The organism is Brevibacillus sp. NRRL NRS-603 (assembly GCF_003013445.1).
GTDB lineage: Bacteria > Bacillota > Bacilli > Brevibacillales > Brevibacillaceae > Brevibacillus > Brevibacillus formosus.
This window is the reverse complement of sequence record NZ_PXZN01000016.1, coordinates 290,910-311,897: the sequence shown is the minus strand read 5'-3', so window position 1 is coordinate 311,897 and position 20,988 is coordinate 290,910. Positions and strand designations below refer to the sequence as shown.

At 48.1% G+C, this 20,988-nt stretch carries 23 protein-coding genes; 7 read left to right on the top strand and 16 right to left on the bottom strand.

Annotation, left to right across the window (positions count from 1 at the left end; genetic code table 11):
- Nucleotides 1-148: 148 nt before the first annotated feature.
- The 5 genes from C7R94_RS16720 to C7R94_RS16700 are packed head-to-tail and all read right to left on the bottom strand — an operon-like array spanning nt 149 to nt 5,072.
- Nucleotides 149-1,687 carry an acyl-CoA carboxylase subunit beta gene (locus C7R94_RS16720; protein ID WP_106783012.1) on the bottom strand — a complete coding sequence of 513 codons (1,539 nt, stop codon included), beginning with the start codon at nt 1,685-1,687 and terminating at the stop codon, nt 149-151.
- A 17-nt stretch (nt 1,688-1,704) separates the two neighbouring features.
- Nucleotides 1,705-2,478: an enoyl-CoA hydratase-related protein gene (locus C7R94_RS16715; protein ID WP_106783010.1), complete on the bottom strand. Its 774-nt coding sequence runs from the start codon at nt 2,476-2,478 to the stop codon at nt 1,705-1,707.
- Nucleotides 2,479-2,516: 38 nt separating this feature from the next.
- Nucleotides 2,517-3,416, bottom strand: coding sequence for a hydroxymethylglutaryl-CoA lyase (locus tag C7R94_RS16710; protein ID WP_106783007.1), 900 nt, complete (start codon nt 3,414-3,416; stop codon nt 2,517-2,519).
- Nucleotides 3,417-3,467: 51 nt separating this feature from the next.
- Nucleotides 3,468-3,680, bottom strand: a complete 213-nt coding sequence (locus C7R94_RS16705; RefSeq protein WP_106783004.1) for a biotin/lipoyl-containing protein — start codon at nt 3,678-3,680, stop codon at nt 3,468-3,470.
- A gap of 36 nt (nt 3,681-3,716) precedes the next feature.
- A complete protein-coding gene (locus tag C7R94_RS16700; RefSeq protein ID WP_106783002.1) occupies nt 3,717-5,072 on the bottom strand; it encodes an acetyl-CoA carboxylase biotin carboxylase subunit in 1,356 nt (451 codons plus the stop codon).
- 276 nt (nt 5,073-5,348) lie between these two features.
- Here C7R94_RS16700 and C7R94_RS16695 point away from each other — a divergent pair, with 276 nt between their 5' ends.
- Entirely contained in the window at nt 5,349-5,816 is a 468-nt protein-coding gene (locus tag C7R94_RS16695; RefSeq protein WP_047068385.1) for an N-acetyltransferase, read from the top strand.
- Between the two features lie 64 nt (nt 5,817-5,880).
- Here C7R94_RS16695 and C7R94_RS16690 read toward each other — a convergent pair whose 3' ends face one another.
- The 3 genes from C7R94_RS16690 to C7R94_RS16680 all read right to left on the bottom strand — a co-directional run bounded on the left by C7R94_RS16690 (nt 5,881) and on the right by C7R94_RS16680 (nt 7,889).
- Nucleotides 5,881-6,522, bottom strand: a complete 642-nt coding sequence (locus C7R94_RS16690; protein ID WP_106782999.1) for an RsfA family transcriptional regulator — start codon at nt 6,520-6,522, stop codon at nt 5,881-5,883.
- Nucleotides 6,523-6,656: 134 nt separating this feature from the next.
- Nucleotides 6,657-7,424: an enoyl-CoA hydratase/isomerase family protein gene (locus C7R94_RS16685; protein WP_106782996.1), complete on the bottom strand. Its 768-nt coding sequence runs from the start codon at nt 7,422-7,424 to the stop codon at nt 6,657-6,659.
- 87 nt (nt 7,425-7,511) lie between these two features.
- The gene (locus C7R94_RS16680) at nt 7,512-7,889 is read right to left on the bottom strand and encodes a Spx/MgsR family RNA polymerase-binding regulatory protein (RefSeq protein WP_016740704.1); all 378 of its coding nucleotides are present in this window, start codon (nt 7,887-7,889) and stop codon (nt 7,512-7,514) included.
- A 463-nt stretch (nt 7,890-8,352) separates the two neighbouring features.
- On the opposite strand from C7R94_RS16680, the gene C7R94_RS16670 reads away from it, so the two are divergent.
- Together C7R94_RS16670 and C7R94_RS16665 are read left to right on the top strand one after the other, a co-directional pair.
- Complete coding sequence (locus tag C7R94_RS16670) at nt 8,353-9,051, top strand: helix-turn-helix transcriptional regulator (protein WP_047068388.1); 699 nt, start codon at nt 8,353-8,355, stop codon at nt 9,049-9,051.
- Between the two features lie 137 nt (nt 9,052-9,188).
- Nucleotides 9,189-9,455 (top strand): DUF2626 domain-containing protein, encoded by a 267-nt coding sequence (locus C7R94_RS16665; protein ID WP_015892123.1) that lies wholly within the window; start codon nt 9,189-9,191, stop codon nt 9,453-9,455.
- 48 nt (nt 9,456-9,503) lie between these two features.
- Here the strand turns inward: C7R94_RS16665 and C7R94_RS16660 are convergent, their stop codons facing one another.
- Nucleotides 9,504-10,601, bottom strand: a complete 1,098-nt coding sequence (locus C7R94_RS16660) for a class I SAM-dependent methyltransferase (protein WP_106782994.1) — start codon at nt 10,599-10,601, stop codon at nt 9,504-9,506.
- Between the two features lie 93 nt (nt 10,602-10,694).
- Here C7R94_RS16660 and C7R94_RS16655 point away from each other — a divergent pair, with 93 nt between their 5' ends.
- Nucleotides 10,695-11,768, top strand: coding sequence for a hypothetical protein (locus tag C7R94_RS16655; protein WP_047068390.1), 1,074 nt, complete (start codon nt 10,695-10,697; stop codon nt 11,766-11,768).
- A gap of 13 nt (nt 11,769-11,781) precedes the next feature.
- On the opposite strand, the gene C7R94_RS16650 is transcribed toward C7R94_RS16655, so the two are convergent.
- The gene (locus C7R94_RS16650; protein WP_106782992.1) at nt 11,782-13,038 is read right to left on the bottom strand and encodes a CapA family protein; all 1,257 of its coding nucleotides are present in this window, start codon (nt 13,036-13,038) and stop codon (nt 11,782-11,784) included.
- A gap of 93 nt (nt 13,039-13,131) precedes the next feature.
- On the bottom strand, nt 13,132-13,779 hold the full coding sequence (locus tag C7R94_RS16645) for an MBL fold metallo-hydrolase (RefSeq protein WP_106782989.1): 648 nt from the start codon (nt 13,777-13,779) through the stop codon (nt 13,132-13,134).
- Nucleotides 13,780-13,842: 63 nt separating this feature from the next.
- Between C7R94_RS16645 and C7R94_RS16640 the strand changes: the two genes are divergently transcribed.
- Nucleotides 13,843-14,343: a hypothetical protein gene (locus tag C7R94_RS16640; RefSeq protein WP_106782987.1), complete on the top strand. Its 501-nt coding sequence runs from the start codon at nt 13,843-13,845 to the stop codon at nt 14,341-14,343.
- 53 nt (nt 14,344-14,396) lie between these two features.
- Here C7R94_RS16640 and C7R94_RS16635 read toward each other — a convergent pair whose 3' ends face one another.
- Nucleotides 14,397-14,936, bottom strand: coding sequence for a hypothetical protein (locus tag C7R94_RS16635; RefSeq protein ID WP_106782985.1), 540 nt, complete (start codon nt 14,934-14,936; stop codon nt 14,397-14,399).
- Between the two features lie 82 nt (nt 14,937-15,018).
- A complete protein-coding gene (locus tag C7R94_RS16630) occupies nt 15,019-15,465 on the bottom strand; it encodes a hypothetical protein (protein ID WP_047068395.1) in 447 nt (148 codons plus the stop codon).
- Between the two features lie 139 nt (nt 15,466-15,604).
- On the opposite strand from C7R94_RS16630, the gene C7R94_RS16625 reads away from it, so the two are divergent.
- On the top strand, nt 15,605-16,081 hold the full coding sequence (locus tag C7R94_RS16625) for a DinB family protein (RefSeq protein WP_047068396.1): 477 nt from the start codon (nt 15,605-15,607) through the stop codon (nt 16,079-16,081).
- A gap of 336 nt (nt 16,082-16,417) precedes the next feature.
- Here C7R94_RS16625 and C7R94_RS16620 read toward each other — a convergent pair whose 3' ends face one another.
- Nucleotides 16,418-17,752, bottom strand: coding sequence for a PhoH family protein (locus C7R94_RS16620; protein ID WP_106782982.1), 1,335 nt, complete (start codon nt 17,750-17,752; stop codon nt 16,418-16,420).
- Nucleotides 17,753-17,954: 202 nt separating this feature from the next.
- Here C7R94_RS16620 and C7R94_RS16615 point away from each other — a divergent pair, with 202 nt between their 5' ends.
- Entirely contained in the window at nt 17,955-18,560 is a 606-nt protein-coding gene (locus C7R94_RS16615) for a YhcN/YlaJ family sporulation lipoprotein (protein WP_106782979.1), read from the top strand.
- Between the two features lie 23 nt (nt 18,561-18,583).
- On the opposite strand, the gene C7R94_RS16610 is transcribed toward C7R94_RS16615, so the two are convergent.
- Nucleotides 18,584-19,771, bottom strand: a complete 1,188-nt coding sequence (locus C7R94_RS16610) for a trans-sulfuration enzyme family protein (RefSeq protein WP_106782976.1) — start codon at nt 19,769-19,771, stop codon at nt 18,584-18,586.
- The gene (locus C7R94_RS16605) at nt 19,768-20,931 is read right to left on the bottom strand and encodes an aminotransferase class I/II-fold pyridoxal phosphate-dependent enzyme (RefSeq protein ID WP_106782974.1); all 1,164 of its coding nucleotides are present in this window, start codon (nt 20,929-20,931) and stop codon (nt 19,768-19,770) included. Before C7R94_RS16605 ends, C7R94_RS16610 begins: the two co-directional genes overlap by 4 nt.
- Between the last annotated feature and the right edge of the window lie 57 nt (nt 20,932-20,988).

Below are 20,988 nucleotides of genomic sequence, written 5' to 3'. Positions count from 1 at the left end.
GCTTATTTTTCAAGAATAACAGAGTTTTCGGGATTGTTCAATTGATTGCCACAAAAAAAGATCGCAATTATCGAAATATTCCCAGACCCTCTCACGTTTTTTGTAAAAAAATTGGCTGTCGCCCTTTGACGACAGCCTGACCCTTGATTTACACAGGATAAACCGCATGCTTTCTGTCCGAAAAAACGTGACGCTTTTCCTTGTAAACCTCGTAGCGCTGGATTAATTCGCGTCTCAGTTCACTTGGGGGCACAACAGCATCTACAATCAAGTTCGATGCCAGCAAGTACAGATCGATGTCTTCCTGATATTCTCTGCGTTTTTCCTGAATAAACGCTTGGCGCTCTGCCGGGTCCTCAATCGCCTGTATTTTGTTACTGTAGACGGCATTAACTGCTGCTTCTGGTCCCATCACGGCGATTTGGGCACCGGGCAGTGCGAGGCAAGCATCTGGCTCAAATGCCGAGCTGGCCATTGCATACAAGCCAGCACCATACGCTTTGCGTACAATGACGGATATTTTGGGTACCGTGGCTTCCGCCATGGCGGAGATCATTTTTGCCCCGTGTCTGATAATGCCTGCCCTCTCTACGGCTGTCCCAATCATAAAGCCAGGAACATCCGCCAAGAACAACAGTGGAATGGAAAACGCATCGCACAGTGTGATGAATCGAGCCGCCTTGTCAGCCGAATCGACAAACAAGACTCCTCCCTTCACGCGCGGCTGGTTGGCAATGATTCCGACAGGCTTGCCATCCAGACGTGCCAAACCGGTAATCAGCTCTTGGGCAAATAACTTTTTGATTTCAAAGAACGAATCCTCGTCGACCAATGCTGTAATCACATCATGCATATTGAAAGCTGCATTTTGATTCTCCGGCACGATGCTGGTGATTTCTTTCGCTGTAGACACAGGAGCTTTTGCCAATGCAGTCGGTGGCGTCAACGTATAGTTCGCCGGGAAGAAGCGAAGATAGCTGCGCGCTGCTTGAATCGCTTCTTCTTCATTGGCAGCCAGTACGTCGCCGCATCCGCTTACGGAGCAATGCATGCGTGCACCGCCCAGCTCCTCCAAGCTCACTTTTTCTCCAATCACCATTTCTGCCATACGCGGGGAGCCCAAGTACATGCTCGCGTTTTTGTCGACCATGATGACAATGTCACAAAAAGCTGGGATATAAGCGCCACCAGCAGCAGAAGGGCCAAACAAAATGCACACTTGTGGAATTTTGCCGGAAAGCTTCACTTGGTTGTAAAAGATTCGCCCAGCACCCCGTCGGCCTGGGAACATCTCCAATTGGTCCGTGATACGTGCTCCTGCTGAATCGACGAGATAGAGAAGAGGAACACGCATTTTTTCAGCTGTCTCTTGAATGCGAATAATTTTTTCGACGGTCCGCGATCCCCAAGACCCAGCTTTCACTGTCGAATCATTGGCCATCACGCAGACAGTTTGACCATTTACCTTGCCGATTGCGGTGACAACTCCATCCGCCGGCAGATCACCTGCCATGACATTCGCGAACAGCCCATCCTCGACCATGAACTCGTCATCGAACAATAGCTTGAGGCGATCGCGCACGAACAGCTTGTTTTGCTCCTTGAGCTTGTCATGATACTTGGCATCGCCCCCTTGCACTACTTGGGCGATTTTTTCGTGCAATGTGTCTTCCAAATGTTTGGTCATCAGCGTAATCCCCCTCGTCACTCTCCGCGGTATATCGGTTTTCGTTTTTCTTGAAAGGCTGCGAGTCCTTCTAGGCGGTCTTTCGTCGGGACGAGCAGCTTGTACGCGTTGCTTTCAATCTGAAGTCCGCTAGCTAGCTCGACCTCCACTCCACAATCGATGGCAAACTTGGCTTGGGCTAGAGCAAGTGGAGCATTTGCTGAAATTTGCTCGGCCAAAGAAATGGCTGTCGCCATGAGTTGATCAGCGGGAACAATCCGATTGACCAACCCGATGGACAGTGCCTCCTCTGGAAAAACACGCCTTGCCGTAAAAATCAGTTCCTTGGCGACGCCTTTTCCAACCAGTCGAGGTAAACGCTGTGTTCCGCCAGCACCAGGGATGATCCCCAGCGATGTCTCCGTTAAACCCATCTGGGCCTGTTCACTCATGATCCGCAAATCGCACGCCAGCGCCAATTCTGTACCGCCCCCTAGTGCCAGCCCGTTAATCGCCGCGATGACTGGTTTCGGTAGCTTTTCTAGCTCTGTGAACGTATCTCGAATCGTTTGGATATAGACATCGACCTGTTGTGGTGACATGGAGCGCCGCTCTCTTAAATCCGCCCCAGAACAAAACGCCTTGTCGCCAGCCCCTGTCACAATGACCGTCCGGATGTCACGATCATGGCTGATTTCCCTAATCAAGTCGCGCAGTGTCACGAGCGTTTCAAGGTTGAGGCAGTTAAAAACTTCTGGCCGTTGCAGCGTTAGTACGCCGATTGCGCCCTCTCTTTGCAGGCTAACCGTCATCTTCTATCCCCTCTTTGCGAATGTGTGGAAAATACTGATCATCCCGCTGGTTTGCTTGCGAGCGATGCCCGCAGCACTTTTGAGGGGAGCTCTTTACCCAACTGCTGCCCAATATACGCACCAGCCTCAATCAACTTCTCGAGATCGATGCCCGTTTCATAGTCCATTCCATGCAGCATGTAGACCAAATCTTCAGTCGAAATGTTGCCGGCAGCTCCTGGGGCATACGGGCATCCGCCAAGTCCGCCGATTGAGCTGTCAAAGATTCGGATTCCTTCCTCTAACGCTGCTGCTACGTTCGCCAAACCAGTTCCTCTTGTATCATGAAAATGGGCGGCTAAGCGCTCGTTCGTAACATCTTTCACAAGTTCTCCAAAAACCTCATGTACCTGCTTCGGTGTTGCAACCCCTATCGTATCCCCGAGAGAAATCTCGTACACTCCCATTTCCAACAGAGCCTCTGTCACCCTGCGGCTATTGTCCAGCGGAACGTTTCCCTCGTACGGACAACCGAATACCGTTGAGATATATCCGCGAACTTTCATTCCGAGAGCCAGCGCTTCCTGGGCAACCTCCCGCAGGATCGGATACGTGTCTTCTATCCGTTTATTGATGTTTTTTTGATTATGGGTTTCAGAGGCAGACATGAACAGGGCAATTTCAGTCAGTCCGCATTGGCGCGCCCGCTCCAGACCGCGAACATTTGGAACCAATGCGCTAAGCGTTACCTCTTGGCTGCGATTGATTCCCTGCAAAACCTCATCTGCATCTGCCAATTGCGGTATCCATTTCGGATTCACAAACGAACTTGCTTCAATCCGCTTCAAGCCTGCTGCCATCAGCTTATGAATCAACACGATTTTTGCTGCTGCCGGAACGATTGCGCTCTCATTTTGCAGCCCGTCACGAGGACCGACCTCCACGATTTGCACACGCACAACAAGTCACCCCCTCACCTAGCGGTCGCTCAGTTTAGAAGCATTCTAATCCTATTCCAAAACGACAATGATATCGCCATCGTTGACAAAATCGCCAATATTCGCTTTTACTTCCACAACCTTGCCTGAGGCTTGAGCCTGTACAGGAACTTCCATTTTCATCGATTCCAGTACGAGAACGTCTTGTCCTTCACTGATCTCGTCACCCGGCTGCACCAGGACATTAATAACAGTTCCTGCCATATTGGCTGCTACTTGTTTCATAGGTGGTTCTCTCCCTTACATATCATTTTAGTTTGCTTAGTGTTTTTCCGTGCTTGACGCTGCTCCACGCTCAGTAACGAACCATGTCGTATAGTTACCTGCTCGGAATTGTTCATCCTGTAATACTTCTTGCAAAAACGGAATGTTCGTTTTAATGCCAGTAATCAGAAAATGATTCATAGCCTTCTGTGCCTGTTGCACAGCTTCTTCTCTTGTCGCTCCAGATACAATGACCTTTGCAATCATCGGGTCGTAAAAAGGAGTCACCTGTGTACCTGTCTCTACCCCGTCGTCAATTCGTACATCTTCGAATGCGGGTGGCTGGTACAACGTAATCGTCCCTGGCGATGGCAGGAAGGTGACAGGGTCTTCCGCATAGACACGCAGCTCAATCGCGTGACGCAGAGCCTTGACGTCCTCTTGCTTGATTGAAAGCGGGTGATTATCGGCAATGTCCAGTTGGAGCGACACGAGGTCAATGCCCGTCATTTCTTCCGTCACGGGATGCTCTACTTGCAAGCGTGTATTCATTTCCAGGAAGTAAAAGTTTTTCTGCTCATCTACGATAAATTCAACCGTTCCTACACCCGAGTAGCCCACTGCTTTCGCTGCTGTAACCGCTGCATCGCACAAAAGCTCTCTCGTTGCTGTGTCCAAAAAGGGCGAAGGGCTTTCCTCGAGCACCTTTTGATGTCTGCGCTGTATGGAGCATTCCCGTTCTAACAAGTGGATGACGTTTCCATGCTGATCGGCGACGACCTGCACTTCGATGTGATGCGGACGCTCTACGTATTTCTCCATGTACATCGCATCGTTTCCAAAATACGCTTTTGCACGGCCTTTTGCCGATTGATAGGCTTGACGCAGCTCGGCCTCGTCTCGGCAAATATGCATCCCGATGCCTCCGCCGCCAGCACTTGCCTTGAGCATCACGGGATATCCGATGGACATCGCCATGACAGCTGCTTCATCTGGAGAATCGATAGCCTGTTCGCATCCTGGAACGACCGGCACTCCCGCAGCCTCCATCATACGGCGGGCAGTCAGCTTGTCACCCATTTGACCGATGACCTCGGGGGTAGGCCCAATGAATAGCAGACCTTCCTCCAGAACGCGGCGGGCAAAAGCTTCGTTTTCTGACAAAAGACCGTAGCCTGGATGAATAGCGTCAGCACCGGTGCTTTTCGCTGCTGCAAGTATGGCCTCTACGTTCAGGTAGCTGTGTGGAACCGGCGGTGGACCAATATGGACTGACTCATCTGCTTCACGTACAAACGGCAGATCCTTGTCTGCATCTGAATAGACAGCAACCGTAGCCACTCCTCTTGCCTTGCATGTACGGATAATTCGTCTGGCAATTTCACCACGGTTTGCGATTAATACCTTGTTCATGGCAACGCTCCCCTCTTTGACAAACCGACTACAACCGTAAGCGCTTCCAAATTGTTTGCCTGGTTTGTATCATGTGATGCTACTTTCTATTTTGCCACGAGAATGATCATAGTTCTAGGATGAAATTTTAAATTTTTCCAAGGAAGCGAAATCATTTCCTGACAATCCCTCCACATAAAAAAGAAAAACACTTCGGAAAAGCCAATCATCGTGTATAATAAAGGGGCGGGGCCAAAAGGTGGCCAAGGCAAAGAGCTGTGAGAGGAGTGGCTAACCATGTTTGAAGTAAGACGTTTGCAAATCAACTATAAGACACTGGAGGAATTCCAGAAGTTTCGCGAATTTGGCCTGGAGGAGCTTTCTATGAAGGAAGACCTGGAGGCGAACATCGTGGAAAACGATTCGGAATCTCCATTTTACGGTATTTATGACAACGATCTTCTGGTAGCACGTATGAGCCTCTATAAAATTGACGGGAAATACGACCGTTACTTCCAACCTGCGCAAGACTATTACGAGCTGTGGAAGCTCGAAGTACTGCCTGACTACCGCGGCAAAGATTACGGAACTGCTTTGGTTAACCATGCGAAGAGCTTTGGAGCTCCTATTAAAACCAACTCACGCTGTCGCGCAGACGATTTTTGGTTGAAAATGGGCTTCACGCCTGTGAAGTACAACCTCATGCGTGATCGTGGCGAAAACCCGTACGTATGGTTGCCAGAGAGCGTAGAGCTGCAAGACTAGCTCCCTCTTAATGCGCAAACAAAAGAAGCGGATCAATCTCCGCTTCTTTTTTCATGCTTTGCGCTTATTTTTCCACGCGCTCCAAATTTCCATTTTCATCCATTTTGAAGATCGCTTTGTTGGAATCCTCTTCCTGTAAAAAAGCAAGCTTGCGTGCACGTTCCATGATCTGTACCAACGCACGGTAGTCATCATTGACACCCTGAACCTGATCCAGCTCTTTTCTAGCGCGTTCGTGAGCTTCTTTCAATTCTTTTAACTCCAACTCTTTTCCTTCCAACTCTTGTTCCAATTGTCGCAAGCGACGAGTCATTTCTTTTTGATTGACGAGCATGCGAATGACTGCTTCAATCTGCTGTTCCTCTACATCCGCGTACTTTTGCACCTCTGCTACTGGTGTCTCAGAACGCTTTGTATGCAACGTGACGGCCTCGACCTCAGCCACCACAGGTGGCGGTGCTTGAATCCTCCCGAGCTTTTTCAATTGCTGCCTTTGGCTTTTCGCAATCGAAATGGCCGCATCGTACCGTTTGCGTACGCAACTGTTCCAGCGGAAGCCGCACGCAGCTGCTGTCCTTCCCAACCTTTGACCCACTTCTTCAAATGCAGCAAGCTGTGTGCCGCCTTCGCGTATGTGGCGCAAGGTGACTTCCGCCAACACTAGATCGTCATCTTCGGTCCATGCGTCTTGTCTGGAAGCTACCATATGAGTCCCTCCCGTTACCTTTAAAAAGGATGATGTATTTCATCCTATGCTTTTCCCTACTCTTGTAGAATCGCTTTCTACTAGAAAAAGTATGTCCAAGCAAATAAATGTTTAAACGGAAGAAACCCCATTGATCAGGATGTTGGGCGCTTTGTCAGGAAGCTTTCCACCACGGCGACGTGTTCGGGGCTCCCCCATAGATGCGCACATTGACTCACTTCGCGCCGGATTCGTTCTTCTTGCGGAAGACCCATACGCTTCCACTGCAAAACCTTCATGTACGCCTCAATGCCAGCTAGCGGCTGAGCAGCGATTTTTCGCGCGAAACGATATACTTCCTCATGCAGCTTCCCTTCTGTATATACCTCGTCAACAAAACCGTAGGACTTGGCTTCCTCTGCACGCAATCTGTCACCAGTCAGCAGGAGAGCGAGTGCTTTTGACTCTGGCAGCAAGTCCAACAGCCGACTTCCTCCACCCCACCCTGTCGTAATATGCATGCTGATTTGTACAAACCCGAAGGTCGCCCTGTCACTGGCAAAACGAAAATGACACGCACCCGCAACCTCACAGCCACCTCCGACCGCGGCACCGTTTATCATGGCAATCACCGGTTTGGGAAACTGATCAATGGCCGACAAAAGCCCCGTCACCTTGCTGAGCAAAGGATGCGCCTGTTCAAAGCCGCGCGCTGCAATAAACTGATTCAAATCGCCGCCAGAAACAAAGCTTCTGCCCGTCCCCGTCACAATCAGAACCTTCACCTCTGGATCGGCTTGGCAGTCTTGCAAGACCTGATTCAGTTCGTCAACCAGCTCCACGCTGATGGCATTATGTACATGCGGCCGATTTAATGTGATTGTGGCAATACCGTCCTGTTTTTGTAAAAGCAAAGTCTCCATAAGAACTCACACCTTTTTATCAGCTTGTGGCTTTATTTTACCTTTCGATAGACAAACAAAAAAGAGGAGGTCTCTCCCCCCTCTTCATTAGGACAACAAATTTTTCATGGCGGAAGAATTGAACCCGACGATCAGGTTTTCACCGTCAGTCAGGATCGGACGCTTCAAAAGCTGAGGCTCTTCGCTAAGCATTTCGAGCAGTTCCTTCACCGACATATCATTAATATCAACATCCAGGTTTTTAAAGCGCTGACTTCTCGTTGACAAGATTTCATCCAAGCCATTTGAAGTCATTTTGATAATATCCAGCAGTTCTTCTGCTGTCGGTGGATTTTTGAACAAGTGACGCTCTTCGTAATTTACTCCGTTTTCTGCCAGCCATGCCTTCGCTTTGCGACAGGATGTGCAGCTCGGATAAGTGAAAAACGTTAATTTTTGTGTTTGTGTACGTTCAGCAACGGCCATTGGTTACCCCTCCATCTCAACTATCACGAATGATTTCATCTATAAAAGTCTTGCCATTTGCAGTTCTTGATGTTTCGTTCAAGCTCTTACAAAAAGTTAGCTGATAAAATTTCCTTCCTTACTTTGGATTTTACTGCTTCATTAACACTATGTCAATAGTAGTTAATTTAAAAACTAGATGAAAATTCGTGTGATCTGCTGTTGTAGCACACTGCTACCTTAACAAGTAACACGAAATGGGATACACTTATGAGGATTGTTCAAAAAGTCGTCTTTTGATCACGAAGAAGTCCTGAAGGCTTGGGCAACATCGAAAGAGGCGTTCACCTTCAAAGTCCGGTGCTCATGTAGGTCCCCTACAATCCGCTCCTCCTTCTTCAGGTTCTCACCACTTTCTCGGTGCTGAAAAGACGACTTTTTGAATTTGATCTTATGGAGATTGTTTTGAGAAAGGGGTATCGGCATGGACCACGATGCGCAAAAGTTAACCAGTGCTTTAGCTGACCCCACCCGTTTTTCCATTTACCAATTTGTCGCCTACAGTAAAGATCCCATCACGGTTCAGGATATAGCTGATCACTTCTCTATCCACCCTAATGTGGCACGCTTGCACTTGACGAAGTTGGAGGACGTGAATTTACTCACTGCTGTTACAGACAAAAGCGGTAAGGGAGGACGTCCCAGTCGGTTGTACTCACTATCTGAGCAGGTTGTGAGTCTGCAATTCCCACCTCGTGACTATCAGCTGTTGGCCGATATCGCGATTGAAAGCCTGCTCTCGCTCGGCGAAGCTGGCGAAGCCGCTCTCATTAAAATGGGACATCGCATTGGAACAGAGATGGCAAAACGGGCGGTTGTCCAAAGCGGAATCAATTTAGAAACAGCCTCTATGGAAGAAAAATTGGACCTGGTCCATCGGATTGTCGTGGCTCAGGGATTGAAACCAGACATCGAAGCAATGGATGAAGGGAAGCTGCGTTTTCGCGTGAATAATTGCACCTTCTCTGACAGCGCAAAAAAATATCCGAATGCCGTATGCCAGATGCACAACGCTCTGTTGATGGGAATATTCGAAACGTACTTGGGGAACATTGAGTTACGTGAGGATGATTCCAAAATTCGCGGTTGCCAATCCTGCAACTATACGGTGATTCAGTATTAGCACCGAAGTCCAGTCTCTCCTTTTAGGGTGACAATAATCCGTCATACCTTTATCGTTTACACGTGTTCGCCTGTCCTATATAATGGGGGAGGAATCTTGTAAATCTTACCGTTCGAGGCAAAAAGGGGGGACAAAAAATGGATCGTATGTATCGCGTTCTTGGTTTCTGGACCATTGTGATCGCGTTGATGGCGTTTTGGGGAGAATTGTACCCGATGGCGCTCATCTTCTTCAGTTTGACTGCTTTCTTCGTAGCGTTGAGCTACATGAACCTGACTGAACGAGTATACCTAAACATTTTCTTCGGCTTCATGTTCCTGTCTTTTGTTGGATTTACGTATTACACGTTCTTCGTGATGCCAGTAGGCCCACAAGAACACGCTTTGCTACAATTGATTATGTAAGAAAAAAGATGCTCGCCATGAGCATCTTTTTTGTGTTCACTTCTTCTTTTACTCACGGATGCCTTTTTCTTGGATCATGACCCAAAAACGCCCACCCAAGCCAGCCGGATCAATCAACTGCTGAATAGCCCGATTCCGTTTCATCGCAACGCTTGTGAAAGGGTCTGTATCCATATGCGCGACCGCTTTATGAAGCAAGCCATTCCGCATCAAAAACCGATCCTGCCTCATATAGTCCCTTTCCCGTAGACCAGCTTTTTCTCCATACTGCTTCCACGCAGAAAAATTCACATGGGTCGTCAAGTCTTGTTCGCCTATGTGGATATATGGATTCGTATGAGCCTGATGACGATGATAGCACATCAGTGTTCCATTTTTTCGACTGGGATGGTAGAGCTCCTCTTGCATGTCTCCATAATCAATCGTGATGACAAATCCTTTTTTCAATAGGCAGGAAACTTCTTGTGCGGCTTGCTCCATCGCCAAATTTATCTCGATCCGCATGCCGATTGGCAGCTTCAGGTTCAGCCCGCGCACATATTCTCCTAGGGCTGGTGTCATCTCCCCCAAGCACTCTTCCAAGCCATCTTCGCCAACACGTACCCACACTTCCTGCCAGCCGGATTTGGTTTTTTCCACAATATGTACCGTAAATGCGTCCAGCCATTCATTCGAGAAAATAACTCCTTCTATTTTTTCGTGCTTGGCAGCTTCATTCACGGAAGAATACCAGCGCTTCGGACCCTCATGCCACTGAAGCGCCTCCTGCTGCATTTTCCGGTGATACGGACTCGCCTCTATCAAAATGACCGGCAACTCTTTGTATACCTCTGGGTTGCACTCACGGATGCGCTCCAGCATGTGACGGCAGACAGCCCCGGTTCCACCACCAATCTCCACGAGAACAGGCGAAGTGATATCCGCCTCCTCCCATAATGCCATAACAGCATCTGCGATTGTTTCCGCAAAGACGGGATGCACCGATGCACTCGTATAAAAATCTCCCGCTTTGCCTACTTTGGGTTGCTCGACCATATAATATCCATACGTGTCATGATAGAGGGCCAACTCCATAAAGCGCGCGAACGTGATGGCTTTCCCAGGTTGGCTTTCTATTTCCTCGCGAATCAGTTCGATCATCGTCATAAGCTCTTCTCCTGCTATCCAAATTCAACTAGATAAGGCTATAATACGAAAAGAAGCATACAATATGGAAAGGCAAAAGCAAAAGGTGAAATCATGCGCAAATTTCTTCTCGTCTTGTTCCTGCTTGTATGTCCACTGACGGTATTCGCTCAGGAAGAGCCCGCTACTCCTTTGGAGCAGCTCATCCTGCAACAGCATTTTACACAAAAAGAGCTGGAGCGAACCCTCACCTTACTCAAGGAAGAAGAGACGCGGACATACGGGGAAATCGCTCAAATGGATCTCGATTTGCAACGGCAAAAGCTAGTGATGGAAGCGACACAACGTCGTGCCGGTGAAGTAGCGCGAGCCTATTACATGGGCGAGCGTACTAATCTTCTGACGTTACTATTAAATGCGGAAAATTTCAATCAGTTCTTATTGATGTACGACTTCTACGAGATTTTGTACGAGCGTGACATGTCTCGACTAGAGTCCTATCATACTGAGCGCACCAAGCTCACCGCGATGCAAACCGACAAAAAGAATCGATTGGAACAACTTCAAACGCTGCGAAAAAAATACGAGCTTCAATTGGCAGAGATGCTCGCTGTTGCCGCTGAAAAAGAAAAGAATGTACAAAAACTGGATGACCCGACCGTTGTGGAATCCATGATGAATCACTTGATTTTAGACTGGGAAAAACGTGGTTTGCCCGCTTTCCAGACCTTCTTCGGAATGCTCGCGCAGGTCATGGTTCAAGTTCCCGAGTTGGCGACTCCGGATCGAATTCAGTCGGAAGGTCTCCTCAAGCACACGCTAACCATCAACCAGACTGACTTCAACAATTTTTTGATAGAGAAAGACGCCTTGTTTAAACAATCCCATTTCTCCTTTGAGGATAACAAGCTGACCGTGGAAGGCACGTATGATCAGATGGAGCTCAAGCTCGTTGGAAACTATGAGCTCGTCTCTCCTACGCATCTTAAATTCCACATTACCGAGCTGTACTTTGACGGCTTTGCCTTGCCTCAATCGACCGTGGAGGAAATGGAGGAAGCGTACGATCTCGGTTTTTATCCGGAGCTGATCTCCCCCAATATTCAAGTGCAGGGCATCACGCTAATGGACGAAGAGTTAAAGCTCCAGCTACAATTTAATCTTCCATTTGGATTCGGAAAGAAGTAAAGCCAGCTATTTGTTAGCTGGCTTTTTTCTTAGAGACAACCTTATTGATATGAGCCGGCATTTCCTGCTGCAATTGTGTCATGTACTGGATCGCTTCTTTCGTCAGCGTAGGGTATTTATGCCCCTGCTTCAGCTTCTCCAATGTTTCTGACACCGGGTAAATGACATAGTTGCGCTTGTTGTTTTTCCGATAAAAATGAACGTAGGTCGGAATCATTTCAGCACTTTCGATGCTGGCCTCTCCTGACTCATTCTTGTACAGCACGAGCTTCAGGATTGCGCCAACATCCTTGTAGTCCCATCGCTGCGCAGAGATGAAATTGCCTAATGAATAAGTGATCAATCCTTTGTGTTGACGTCCATCTTCGAGGGTAACCGTCTTCCATTCATAAGGTTGTACCACATGTGGATGTGCACCCAAAATCAAATCCGCTCCAAATGTTAGAGCTTGCTCGGCGGTTTTGATTTGTTCAGGACTTGGCATACGCTGATACTCATTTCCGAAATGAAGCGCCACTGCAACCAGATCGGCTCCCTTTTCTCTCGCCCGTGCGATGTCTTTTTTCATCAGCGCAGGCGAGATCAGATTGACCAAATACGGCTTGCCCTCTGGAATGGCGATTCCATTCGTTCCGTACGTATACGATAGCAAGGCTAGTGTGAATCCGTCCTTAGTCAACAATAAGGGCTCATCTCGATCTTCGGGACTTGCAAAGGTTCCCGTGTGCGGGAGACCGGCTTCATCGAGATATTTGATGGTTTGCAGAACCCCTTGTTCTTTGCGGTCCATCGAATGGTTATTCGCTGTCGATACCGCAGTAAATCCAATTTCCTTCAACGTGTGCGCAAGCGATTCAGGAGAATTAAACATCGGATAGCCTGAGTATTTTGCCTTGCTGCCGCTCATCGTTGTCTCAAGATTGCCGATAACCCAGTCTGCCTCGCGGAACATCGGGATGACATTCGGGAAGAAACGTTTAAAATCATAGCTTTTTGTCGCTGGGTCCCAGACGGCATCCAATTGCTCCTGATGCATCATGATATCCCCAACGGCAAGAAGAGAGATACGCTGTTCCGGAAATCTTGATGGCAGAGTCGGAGGTTGTGTCTCCTGATGATTGGGCGCTGTCTGCGGTGGTGTTTCGGGATCAGGCACTTTCACGTTGGGAGCTTGGTTCGTCTTATCTGCTTGGGCGATGGGTGCCGCACACCCAACCAGACTCGTGCAGGCGATAACGAGAATGAGTGCCCATTTCCATGTTCGCTTCATAATAAATAGCTCCTTTGGTAAATGGTAACCCCTTCCTATTCTCTATCACCTGACAAAATCCTCTCCCAACCTTTATAAAGAATGATGAAGTGACTAACGAAGCATGCCTGTTACAAACGGATTGTACGTTTTCTCGTAGTCGATCGTCGTCTTCGGTCCATGTCCTGGATAAACAATCGTTTCATCATCGAGCTCAAACAGTTTGTCCTGGATGCTGATCATCAGTGTCTCATAATCTCCTCCGAAGAGATCCGTACGCCCGATGCTCTGGTTAAACAGAACGTCGCCACCGAAGCAGTGCTGACCAATTACGAATGAACAACTGCCTGGTGAATGACCTGGCGTATGCAACACCTGAATGTGAAACCCTGCCAGTTCCAGAGTCTGACCATCCTCCAGTTCGTGTTCAGCCCGCTCACATACAATGAGTTCAGGCAGGTTCCAGCGTCGAGATCCGTTGAGATCAGGGTTGGTGAGCCATTCCTGCTCCAGTGGATGAATGTAAACCGGTGCTTTTGTCAATTCTCTTACTTGGTTGAGGCCACCAATATGATCCAAGTGGGCATGTGTCAAAAGAATAGCAACGACGTTTTTATTCGCGAGGGCGCGGAGCAACTGATCTGGCTCCATTCCCGGGTCAATCACAATGGTTTGGTTGGTAGCGTTGTTTGTCACCACATATGCATTGGTTTGAAATGCTCCCAACGCATAGGATTCGATGGCAAGATTTTGATTCATCATAGGAAACCTCCTTGATTTTTTGATACGATAGAAAAAACACGATTGCAAACATGGGGGTATGACATGCGCCATATGTACGGAATTGAACTGAATGTACCAGCCGGGAAGCTCCCTGGCTTCTATGCTCAAGTCATACATAAAATCGGAGATCATGTCAATGTCTTTGATCGAGACAAACTGCTTTTTATTGTAGAGAATCAAGCCGAACAGGAGAAGCTGGAGTCCATTTTGGAGAAGTCCAACATGTTAGGCGATGCCTTTTCTCTATTGCTGCTCCCGTCAGCAACCATAATCGATCAACTCGATGATATCGGTTTTGTCTCCCAAAATGAACATTTGTATGTATATGCAGATCAAATTGCCATCGTAACGCTCGGAGCTCCATCCCAATCTGAAGATCAGTGGGCTGCCATAGAGCAACTCCGTGAGCATGTTCTAGGCGTGATACCCGAAAATACGCAACAACCCGAAGCCTACCTGATCGATCAGAGCTTGATTCCACTCGCAGAAGGAATCGCGAAGGCTTATCAAATAAAGCTCATTTGGCTTCACCCGACGAACTGAAGTTTTTCTATACAAAAAAGGGAGTTCCTGATAAGCGAACTCCCTTCTCCTTATTACGATGATTTACGATCAAATCGGAACCACGCCACTTGATTGTCCACAAGACCAAAATTGGCGGTGTAGTTGCTGCCTTCATACACCACTTCTTGTTCGCCTTTTCCTTTGCCGTACAGCTTCTCTAGCTGCCTGGCACTGTCAAACATGGCGAGGCCTCGATATGTTTTGAATTTTTGCGCGTCCTCACGGGGAACTCCTCCCAGCATAATCGATGTCAATTCACCTTTATGGACTTTAATCATCATCTGGGTCTGATCAACCAGCAGCATCCCCATCACTGCATCTCCCGCACCTTGCGCCATCTGCTCCACCGTGTAGCTTTGTCTTGTCAACATATCCATAAAATCAGCTTTTGTCGGCTTCAAAATATCCATTGCTTCTTTTATGTTCTGCCCGAGATAAATGCCATTTACTCCGTATTCCTTTTGATTTTCTGGGTCAAATGTAGCCGTTGGTTCCGACTGGGCCGAACACGCCACCAAGACAACGACTGTCAACACCCAAAACGCAGTCATTCGCAAGCATTTCCACATCATTCACCTGTGCCCACCTTTGCTACCGCTCTTTTGGTTATCTTAGCGTATTCGGCAAGCATCGGGCAACTCTAGGGAGACGAGCTTATTCTCGCGTTCCGCTGACTTTGCGGCGCGGTCGATTAGGAGGCAGATTGCTGTCCACCGATTGTTTGAAGCTCTCTAGTATTTTGAGGAGTGATGCAAAAAAAGGCGAGCCAAACACCGCAACAATTCCCCACATCCATGTTCCTAGCTGCCACGAATTTTTTACATAAGCGGATTCAGCACCCGTTAAAATAAGTGCCGGGTCTAAACCAAGCATGCCAAAAATGACACCAGCAGCCAGTACGGAAATTAGCAAATTGAAAAAGCGCTTGTAGTGCATCAATCGAGCAGCGCGATACTGATCCTCCCAGCAATTCTCTTTTGCCTCATAGTCTGTCGCCAAAAAGGGAATGACTGATTTAAAAGCTTCCGTAACACCTGATGCCGCGCTGGACACCGCTGTTATATAGATCAAAAAAGAAATAGATGAATCCAACGTAACCATCATGCTTCCCTCCTTTGTACATATGTATGGAGTTGGAGGGACAACTTGCAGATTTTTTTGCAGTTTGGATATTTCCCCTTTGTTGTTTATACGGTAAGATGTGAAGTGCATGTAAATATGAGGAAGGGCAGGGATTGCTATGCAGGACTTTTCTTTTGTATGGAATCAGTACGACTTGATTCGCGGAATGTTTTTGGCGAGATTGACGGAAATAACCGAGGAAGAAGCAGAGGTGGTTCCGGTTGGCTTTAAAAACAACATTCGCTGGAATATTGGTCATATTCTTCTGACACAAGATTTCTTGCTCTTCGGACCAGAAGGAATGAAATGTCCTCCGCATTACGCGGCCATGTTTGCTCCAGGAACCAAACCTGCCGATTGGCAAAAAGAAGGACCTTCCCTCGAAACCTTAGCTGCCGAGCTAAAAGAACAGCATGTGCGTATCAAAGAAGAATTGCATTCCCGCTTGAATGATCCATTGCCAAAACCGTTTGAGCTAGGAGACAAAGGTACCATGCATACTTATGGGGAAATGATGGTCTTCACTCTTTTCCATGAAGGAATGCACATTGGATGTATTTCGTCATTGCGAAAAGCGATCGCGGCTGCTAAATAAGGAAAATTGGACAAAAACGCGGGATTGTTTATCCGCGTTTTTCTTTTTGCTTGCCAAATCCTTCAAAAAGTGAAAACCGCTCCAATGAGGAGCGGTCCTTGTCGAGCCCGAATTGCTTATGGGGTTCTACCGGTTATTCTCTTTGGCTCTTCAACCTCCATTGTAGAGAAAAGTAGCTAAAGGAATCGGTGTATCTCCATACGACTTTCGTCGATTGCCTGATCATGATTATCCACGGATCTTCGCCTCCTGCAAGGCATTTCGCCGTTTACTTACATGAATCATCGGGCTCGACAAAAATAGTATGACCTCCTCGCAGTTTTTCATACATCCTCTTTACAATAAATCTGCGGCCAGCTGTGCGAGCACACTCCGTTCACCTTTTTCCAAGCGGATATGTCCAGCCAGCTTTTGGTCTTTAAATACTTCTACCACGTAGGTTAAACCGTTGTTACTCTCATCCAGATACGGATGATCAATCTGCTCAGGATCACCCATGAGCACAATTTTCGAGCCGTCCCCCACCCTCGTCAGGATCGTCTTTACTTCATGCTTTGTCAAGTTTTGGGCTTCATCAATGATAATAAATTGTTCTGGGATGGAACGCCCCCGAATATACGTCAAAGCTTCCACCTGCAAACTGCCCATGCCTGCCAAAATTTTATCCAGATCACCTGGGCGCTTTGTGTTGAATAAATATTCTAAATTATCATAAATCGGTTGCATCCACGGCCGAAGCTTTTCTTCCTTTTCGCCGGGCAAATAACCGATGTCTTTTCCAAGCGGAACGATAGGTCTTGCCACTAACAGTTTTTTATATTTTTGCTGGTCCTCAATTTGCAGCAGGCCCGCTGCTAATGCCAGCAAGGTTTTTCCTGTACCGGCCTTACCGGTCATGGTTACTAAAGGAATATCATCTCGCAGCAGCAATTCGGTTGCCATCCGTTGCTGCACGTTACGGGCTCGGATGCCCCAAATCGGATCATCATCTGACACAAGCATTTCTAACATTTTTCCGTCCGGGTCGACTTTTCCAATCGCTGAAATAGATGGGTTGCATTCGTCCTTCAGCACTAAAAATTGATGAGGGTAAAAGCGATAGCGTGGAAAACAGGAGGCCAACTGCAACTTTCTTGTCGCATAGTAATTCTTGATGATGTCGGACGCTACTATCATCTTCTGATACCCCGGGTAAATACTGGAGAACTCTCCCACTACTCGATCCGAAAGAAAATCCTCTGCGGAAATATTCAATGCATCAGCCTTGACTCTCATGAGGGCATCCTTACTTACCAAAATGACTGGTCGCGGCTGTGGTTTTCCATTTTCCTCCTCTTGTAAGTTTAGTGCAACCGCCAAAATGCGATTGTCATTACTCATTTCCGTGAATTGTTTTTGAAGACGGTGGAAAGAGGAATGATTCAGTTCCACCCGAAACAACCCACCCGTTTCAAGGGTAATGCCAGTGTGCAATTGCCCCAGCTCGCGAAAACTGTCAAAGAGCCGAGATACGTACCGAGCATTGCGGCCAATTTCATCCATGTACCGCTTTTTGGAATCGATTTCTTCCAATACGACAGCTGGTATGACGATTTCGTTGTCAGCGAAAGAAAACATCGCCCTAGGATCTTGCAGGAGTACGTTGGTGTCCAGTACGTAGATTTTCTTCAAAATCTCGCCTCCTATTACCCTTCTTATATACCCTATGCAATTTTTGGAGGGATGCTCAAGTGCGGCGACGTGATGTACTACAGTCTATGTTCAGGTTGACAGAGATAGACGACCCATTGACAGAATGAAAATGGGCAGCCCAGAACAAAATACTTGTAGCCCTGCCCTCCTCTTGAAGGAAGGCAATACTGGGAAAGGGAGAATGCCTGTGAAACGGATCATGATCTACTGCCTCGGTTTTAGCTTGTTGCTTACAGCATGTATGTCGGGCAATAACCCCCCGGCGAATCAGGCTGGACAACAGCCCAAACATGCCACTCATACTCAGCGCGTTGAGCAAACAGCTCCTGAGCCTGCCTATAATCAATCTTCCCAAGCCACTGCTGATCGTCTTGCTCAACTGGCAACACGTGTGAAAAGGGTACACAGCGCCACTGCTGTGGTCTTGGGCAAATATGCGGTAGTCGGTATTACTGTGGACCCGAATCTGGATCGCCCAGAAGTTGGCGTGATTAAGTATACGGTTGCGGAAGCTCTGAAAGAAGACCCCCAAGGAGCGAATGCTGTCGTAACCGCAGACCCTGCCATCGTACAGCGGTTACAGGAAATGAGAGATGATATTCGTCGCGGCCATCCTGTTGCCGGTGTTACGGAAGAGTTGGCGGATATCGTAGGTCGGATCATTCCCCAACTGCCACGCAGTGTCCAGCCTCGTGAAGAAACCCCTTCTCAAGTAAAAGAAAAACGCATGCACAAAGAGCCGCAAGGACAAAACAAAATCAACGCAAATCATACAGGAACACCTTAAAAGAAAAGAGGTATCCCCCGGATTTAAGCCCGGGAGAATACCTCTTTTTCTTTATGGACTGGTGCTTCAGACGGCAATTGATCCAGTGCTTGCTTCAAATCTGCCACCAAGTCATCGAAATCCTCTAAGCCAGCTGACAATCTGATCAAACCATCTGTGATTCCCCTTGCTGCTCTTTCCTCAGCAGGCATCGCTGCATGTGACATCGTAGCCGGGTACGAGAGAATTGTTTCCACTGCCCCGAGGCTGACAGCCACAATCGGCAATTTCACGCGATCAAACAGCGCTTTTGCTCGCTCGCGGCTCCCTACATCAAAGGAAAGAACAGCCCCATGACCAGTCGCTTGTTGTGTTTGAATCAGGTGGCCGGGGTGATCCGTCAGTCCCGTATAGTAAACTCGGCTTACTTGTGGATGCGCAGACAACCAGTCAGCCAGGCTCGCGGCTGTCTTCGTGCTCACATCCAGCCGGGCTTTCAATGTTTTGAGCCCACGCATCACGAGCCAGCAGTCCTGCACACCCAAAATCGCTCCCATGCCATTCTGGATAAAGTAGAGCTGCTCCCCTAACGAAGCCTCTCTGGTCACGGCCAGACCAGCCACAACATCACTATGCCCTCCGATAAACTTGGTTGCACTATGAATGACCACATCTGCGCCCAGTTCCAATGGACGCTGATAATACGGGGTAAGGAATGTATTATCAACAATGACGAGCAAGCCGTGTTCCTTCGCGATACGAGAAACCGTTGCAATATCTGTCACCTTTAAGGTGGGATTGGAGGGGGTCTCCAGGTAAACTCCTTTCGTTACCGGTGTAATGGCTGCACGAACAGCTTCTGTATCTGTTGCATCCACGAACGTAACGGAGATGCCCATTCTCGACAATACTTTGGTCAAAAAACGAAACGTGCCACCGTAGACATCTTCTGCCACTACAACATGGTCTCCTGCTGAAAACAGCATGAACACGCTGGAAATGGCAGCCATGCCCGATGAGAACGCGAAACCGCGTGCGCCTCCTTCCAGAGACGCAATGGCTTCCTCCAAAGCCTGCCTGGTCGGATTGCCTGATCTGGCGTAATCAAAAGCACCTGGCTGATCGATATCAGCCTGATGAAACGTGGAAGCTTGATAAATCGGAACCGACGACGCACCTGTGAACGGGTCAATGCAAGTGGAACCGTGGAGGATCTTGGTTGCGAAATTCATCGTACACTCCCTCCTACAGCCAAACTAGCATTCAAGGCTTGAAACAAATCGGCTATTACATCATCTGGATGCTCGATGCCAACCGACAGTCGCAACAATCGATCACAAACACCGACATGCTCTCTCACTTCTTGGGGGATATCGGCGTGAGTCTGCGTCGCCGGATACGTACACAATGACTCGACACCACCCAGACTTTCCGCAAAGGACACGATTTGCAGATTTTGCAGGAACAACCCCACCTGCTCCACATCGCGTACGCGGAACGATACCATCCCACTATGACCAGTCGCTTGATTCACTTGGATCTCATGCCCCGGATGCTCTGCCAGACCTGGATAAAATACCTCCGCTACTGCCGGATGCTCACGCAGCTTTTCCGCTACAATCAAGGCATTGGATTGATGGCGCTCCATCCGCAATGCCAATGTTTTCATCCCGCGAATGAGAAGCCAGCAATCCTGCGGTCCGAGCACAGCACCGATTGAATTGTGCAAAAACCGGATTTTTTCCGACAACTCTTCCCCTTTTGTTACGATGAGTCCAGCCAGCACATCGTTATGTCCTGCCAAATACTTGGTTGCACTATGTAAGACGATATCTGCACCAAGCTCCAGCGGGCGTTGACAATATGGAGTTAAGAATGTGTTGTCTACAATCGTCAGTAGCCCGTGCTGTTTTGCCAATTGCGTTACTGCTCGAATATCGGTAATCTGCATAAGCGGATTGGTTGGTGTCTCGACGAAGATAGCCTTTGTATCTGGGCGAATCGCATCTTGGAGTGCACCTATGTCACGCAAATCCACGTACGAAAACGTCAGACCATAGCGAGAGAGTACTTGCTCGAACAATCGATAGGTTCCCCCGTACAGATCGAGTGAAACGATTAAATGATCCCCTTGGGAAAACAAGCCCATGACGGTATGAACAGCAGCCATTCCAGAGGCGCAAGCGAATCCTGCATCTCCTGATTCCGCTTCAGCGATGGTCTCCTCCAAAATGGTGCGAGTAGGATTAGCTGTGCGCGTATAATCATATCCAGTGCTCTGTCCCAAGGCAGGATGACGATAAGCCGTTGCATAGTAAACAGGAAAGCTCACCGCCCCTGTTTTTTCGTCTCTACCTACTCCCGCCTGAATCAATTTCGTTTCCAATTTCATGTCTATTTCTCTCCCTCCAATAGTGTACGAGGGCATCAAAAAAGCCCTCTTTCCTCT

Excerpts from the sequence above, each read along its gene's own strand:
- C7R94_RS16655 (WP_047068390.1), top strand. The coding sequence starts at position 10,695 with ATGCGCAAATTTCTTCTCGTCTTGTTCCTGCTTGTATGTCCACTGACG.
- C7R94_RS16680 (WP_016740704.1), bottom strand. The coding sequence starts at position 7,889 with ATGGCCGTTGCTGAACGTACACAAACACAAAAATTAACGTTTTTCACT.
- C7R94_RS16670 (WP_047068388.1), top strand. The coding sequence starts at position 8,353 with ATGGACCACGATGCGCAAAAGTTAACCAGTGCTTTAGCTGACCCCACC.
- C7R94_RS16720 (WP_106783012.1), bottom strand. The coding sequence starts at position 1,687 with ATGACCAAACATTTGGAAGACACATTGCACGAAAAAATCGCCCAAGTA.
- C7R94_RS16660 (WP_106782994.1), bottom strand. The coding sequence starts at position 10,601 with ATGACGATGATCGAACTGATTCGCGAGGAAATAGAAAGCCAACCTGGG.
- C7R94_RS16610 (WP_106782976.1), bottom strand. The coding sequence starts at position 19,771 with ATGAATTTCGCAACCAAGATCCTCCACGGTTCCACTTGCATTGACCCG.
- C7R94_RS16615 (WP_106782979.1), top strand. The coding sequence starts at position 17,955 with ATGCCTGTGAAACGGATCATGATCTACTGCCTCGGTTTTAGCTTGTTG.
- C7R94_RS16695 (WP_047068385.1), top strand. The coding sequence starts at position 5,349 with ATGTTTGAAGTAAGACGTTTGCAAATCAACTATAAGACACTGGAGGAA.
- C7R94_RS16605 (WP_106782974.1), bottom strand. The coding sequence starts at position 20,931 with ATGAAATTGGAAACGAAATTGATTCAGGCGGGAGTAGGTAGAGACGAA.
- C7R94_RS16635 (WP_106782985.1), bottom strand. The coding sequence starts at position 14,936 with ATGATGTGGAAATGCTTGCGAATGACTGCGTTTTGGGTGTTGACAGTC.
- C7R94_RS16650 (WP_106782992.1), bottom strand. The coding sequence starts at position 13,038 with ATGAAGCGAACATGGAAATGGGCACTCATTCTCGTTATCGCCTGCACG.
- C7R94_RS16690 (WP_106782999.1), bottom strand. The coding sequence starts at position 6,522 with ATGGTAGCTTCCAGACAAGACGCATGGACCGAAGATGACGATCTAGTG.
- C7R94_RS16715 (WP_106783010.1), bottom strand. The coding sequence starts at position 2,478 with ATGACGGTTAGCCTGCAAAGAGAGGGCGCAATCGGCGTACTAACGCTG.
- C7R94_RS16705 (WP_106783004.1), bottom strand. The coding sequence starts at position 3,680 with ATGAAACAAGTAGCAGCCAATATGGCAGGAACTGTTATTAATGTCCTG.
- C7R94_RS16625 (WP_047068396.1), top strand. The coding sequence starts at position 15,605 with ATGCAGGACTTTTCTTTTGTATGGAATCAGTACGACTTGATTCGCGGA.
- C7R94_RS16640 (WP_106782987.1), top strand. The coding sequence starts at position 13,843 with ATGCGCCATATGTACGGAATTGAACTGAATGTACCAGCCGGGAAGCTC.
- C7R94_RS16685 (WP_106782996.1), bottom strand. The coding sequence starts at position 7,424 with ATGGAGACTTTGCTTTTACAAAAACAGGACGGTATTGCCACAATCACA.
- C7R94_RS16645 (WP_106782989.1), bottom strand. The coding sequence starts at position 13,779 with ATGATGAATCAAAATCTTGCCATCGAATCCTATGCGTTGGGAGCATTT.
- C7R94_RS16665 (WP_015892123.1), top strand. The coding sequence starts at position 9,189 with ATGGATCGTATGTATCGCGTTCTTGGTTTCTGGACCATTGTGATCGCG.
- C7R94_RS16700 (WP_106783002.1), bottom strand. The coding sequence starts at position 5,072 with ATGAACAAGGTATTAATCGCAAACCGTGGTGAAATTGCCAGACGAATT.
- C7R94_RS16630 (WP_047068395.1), bottom strand. The coding sequence starts at position 15,465 with ATGGTTACGTTGGATTCATCTATTTCTTTTTTGATCTATATAACAGCG.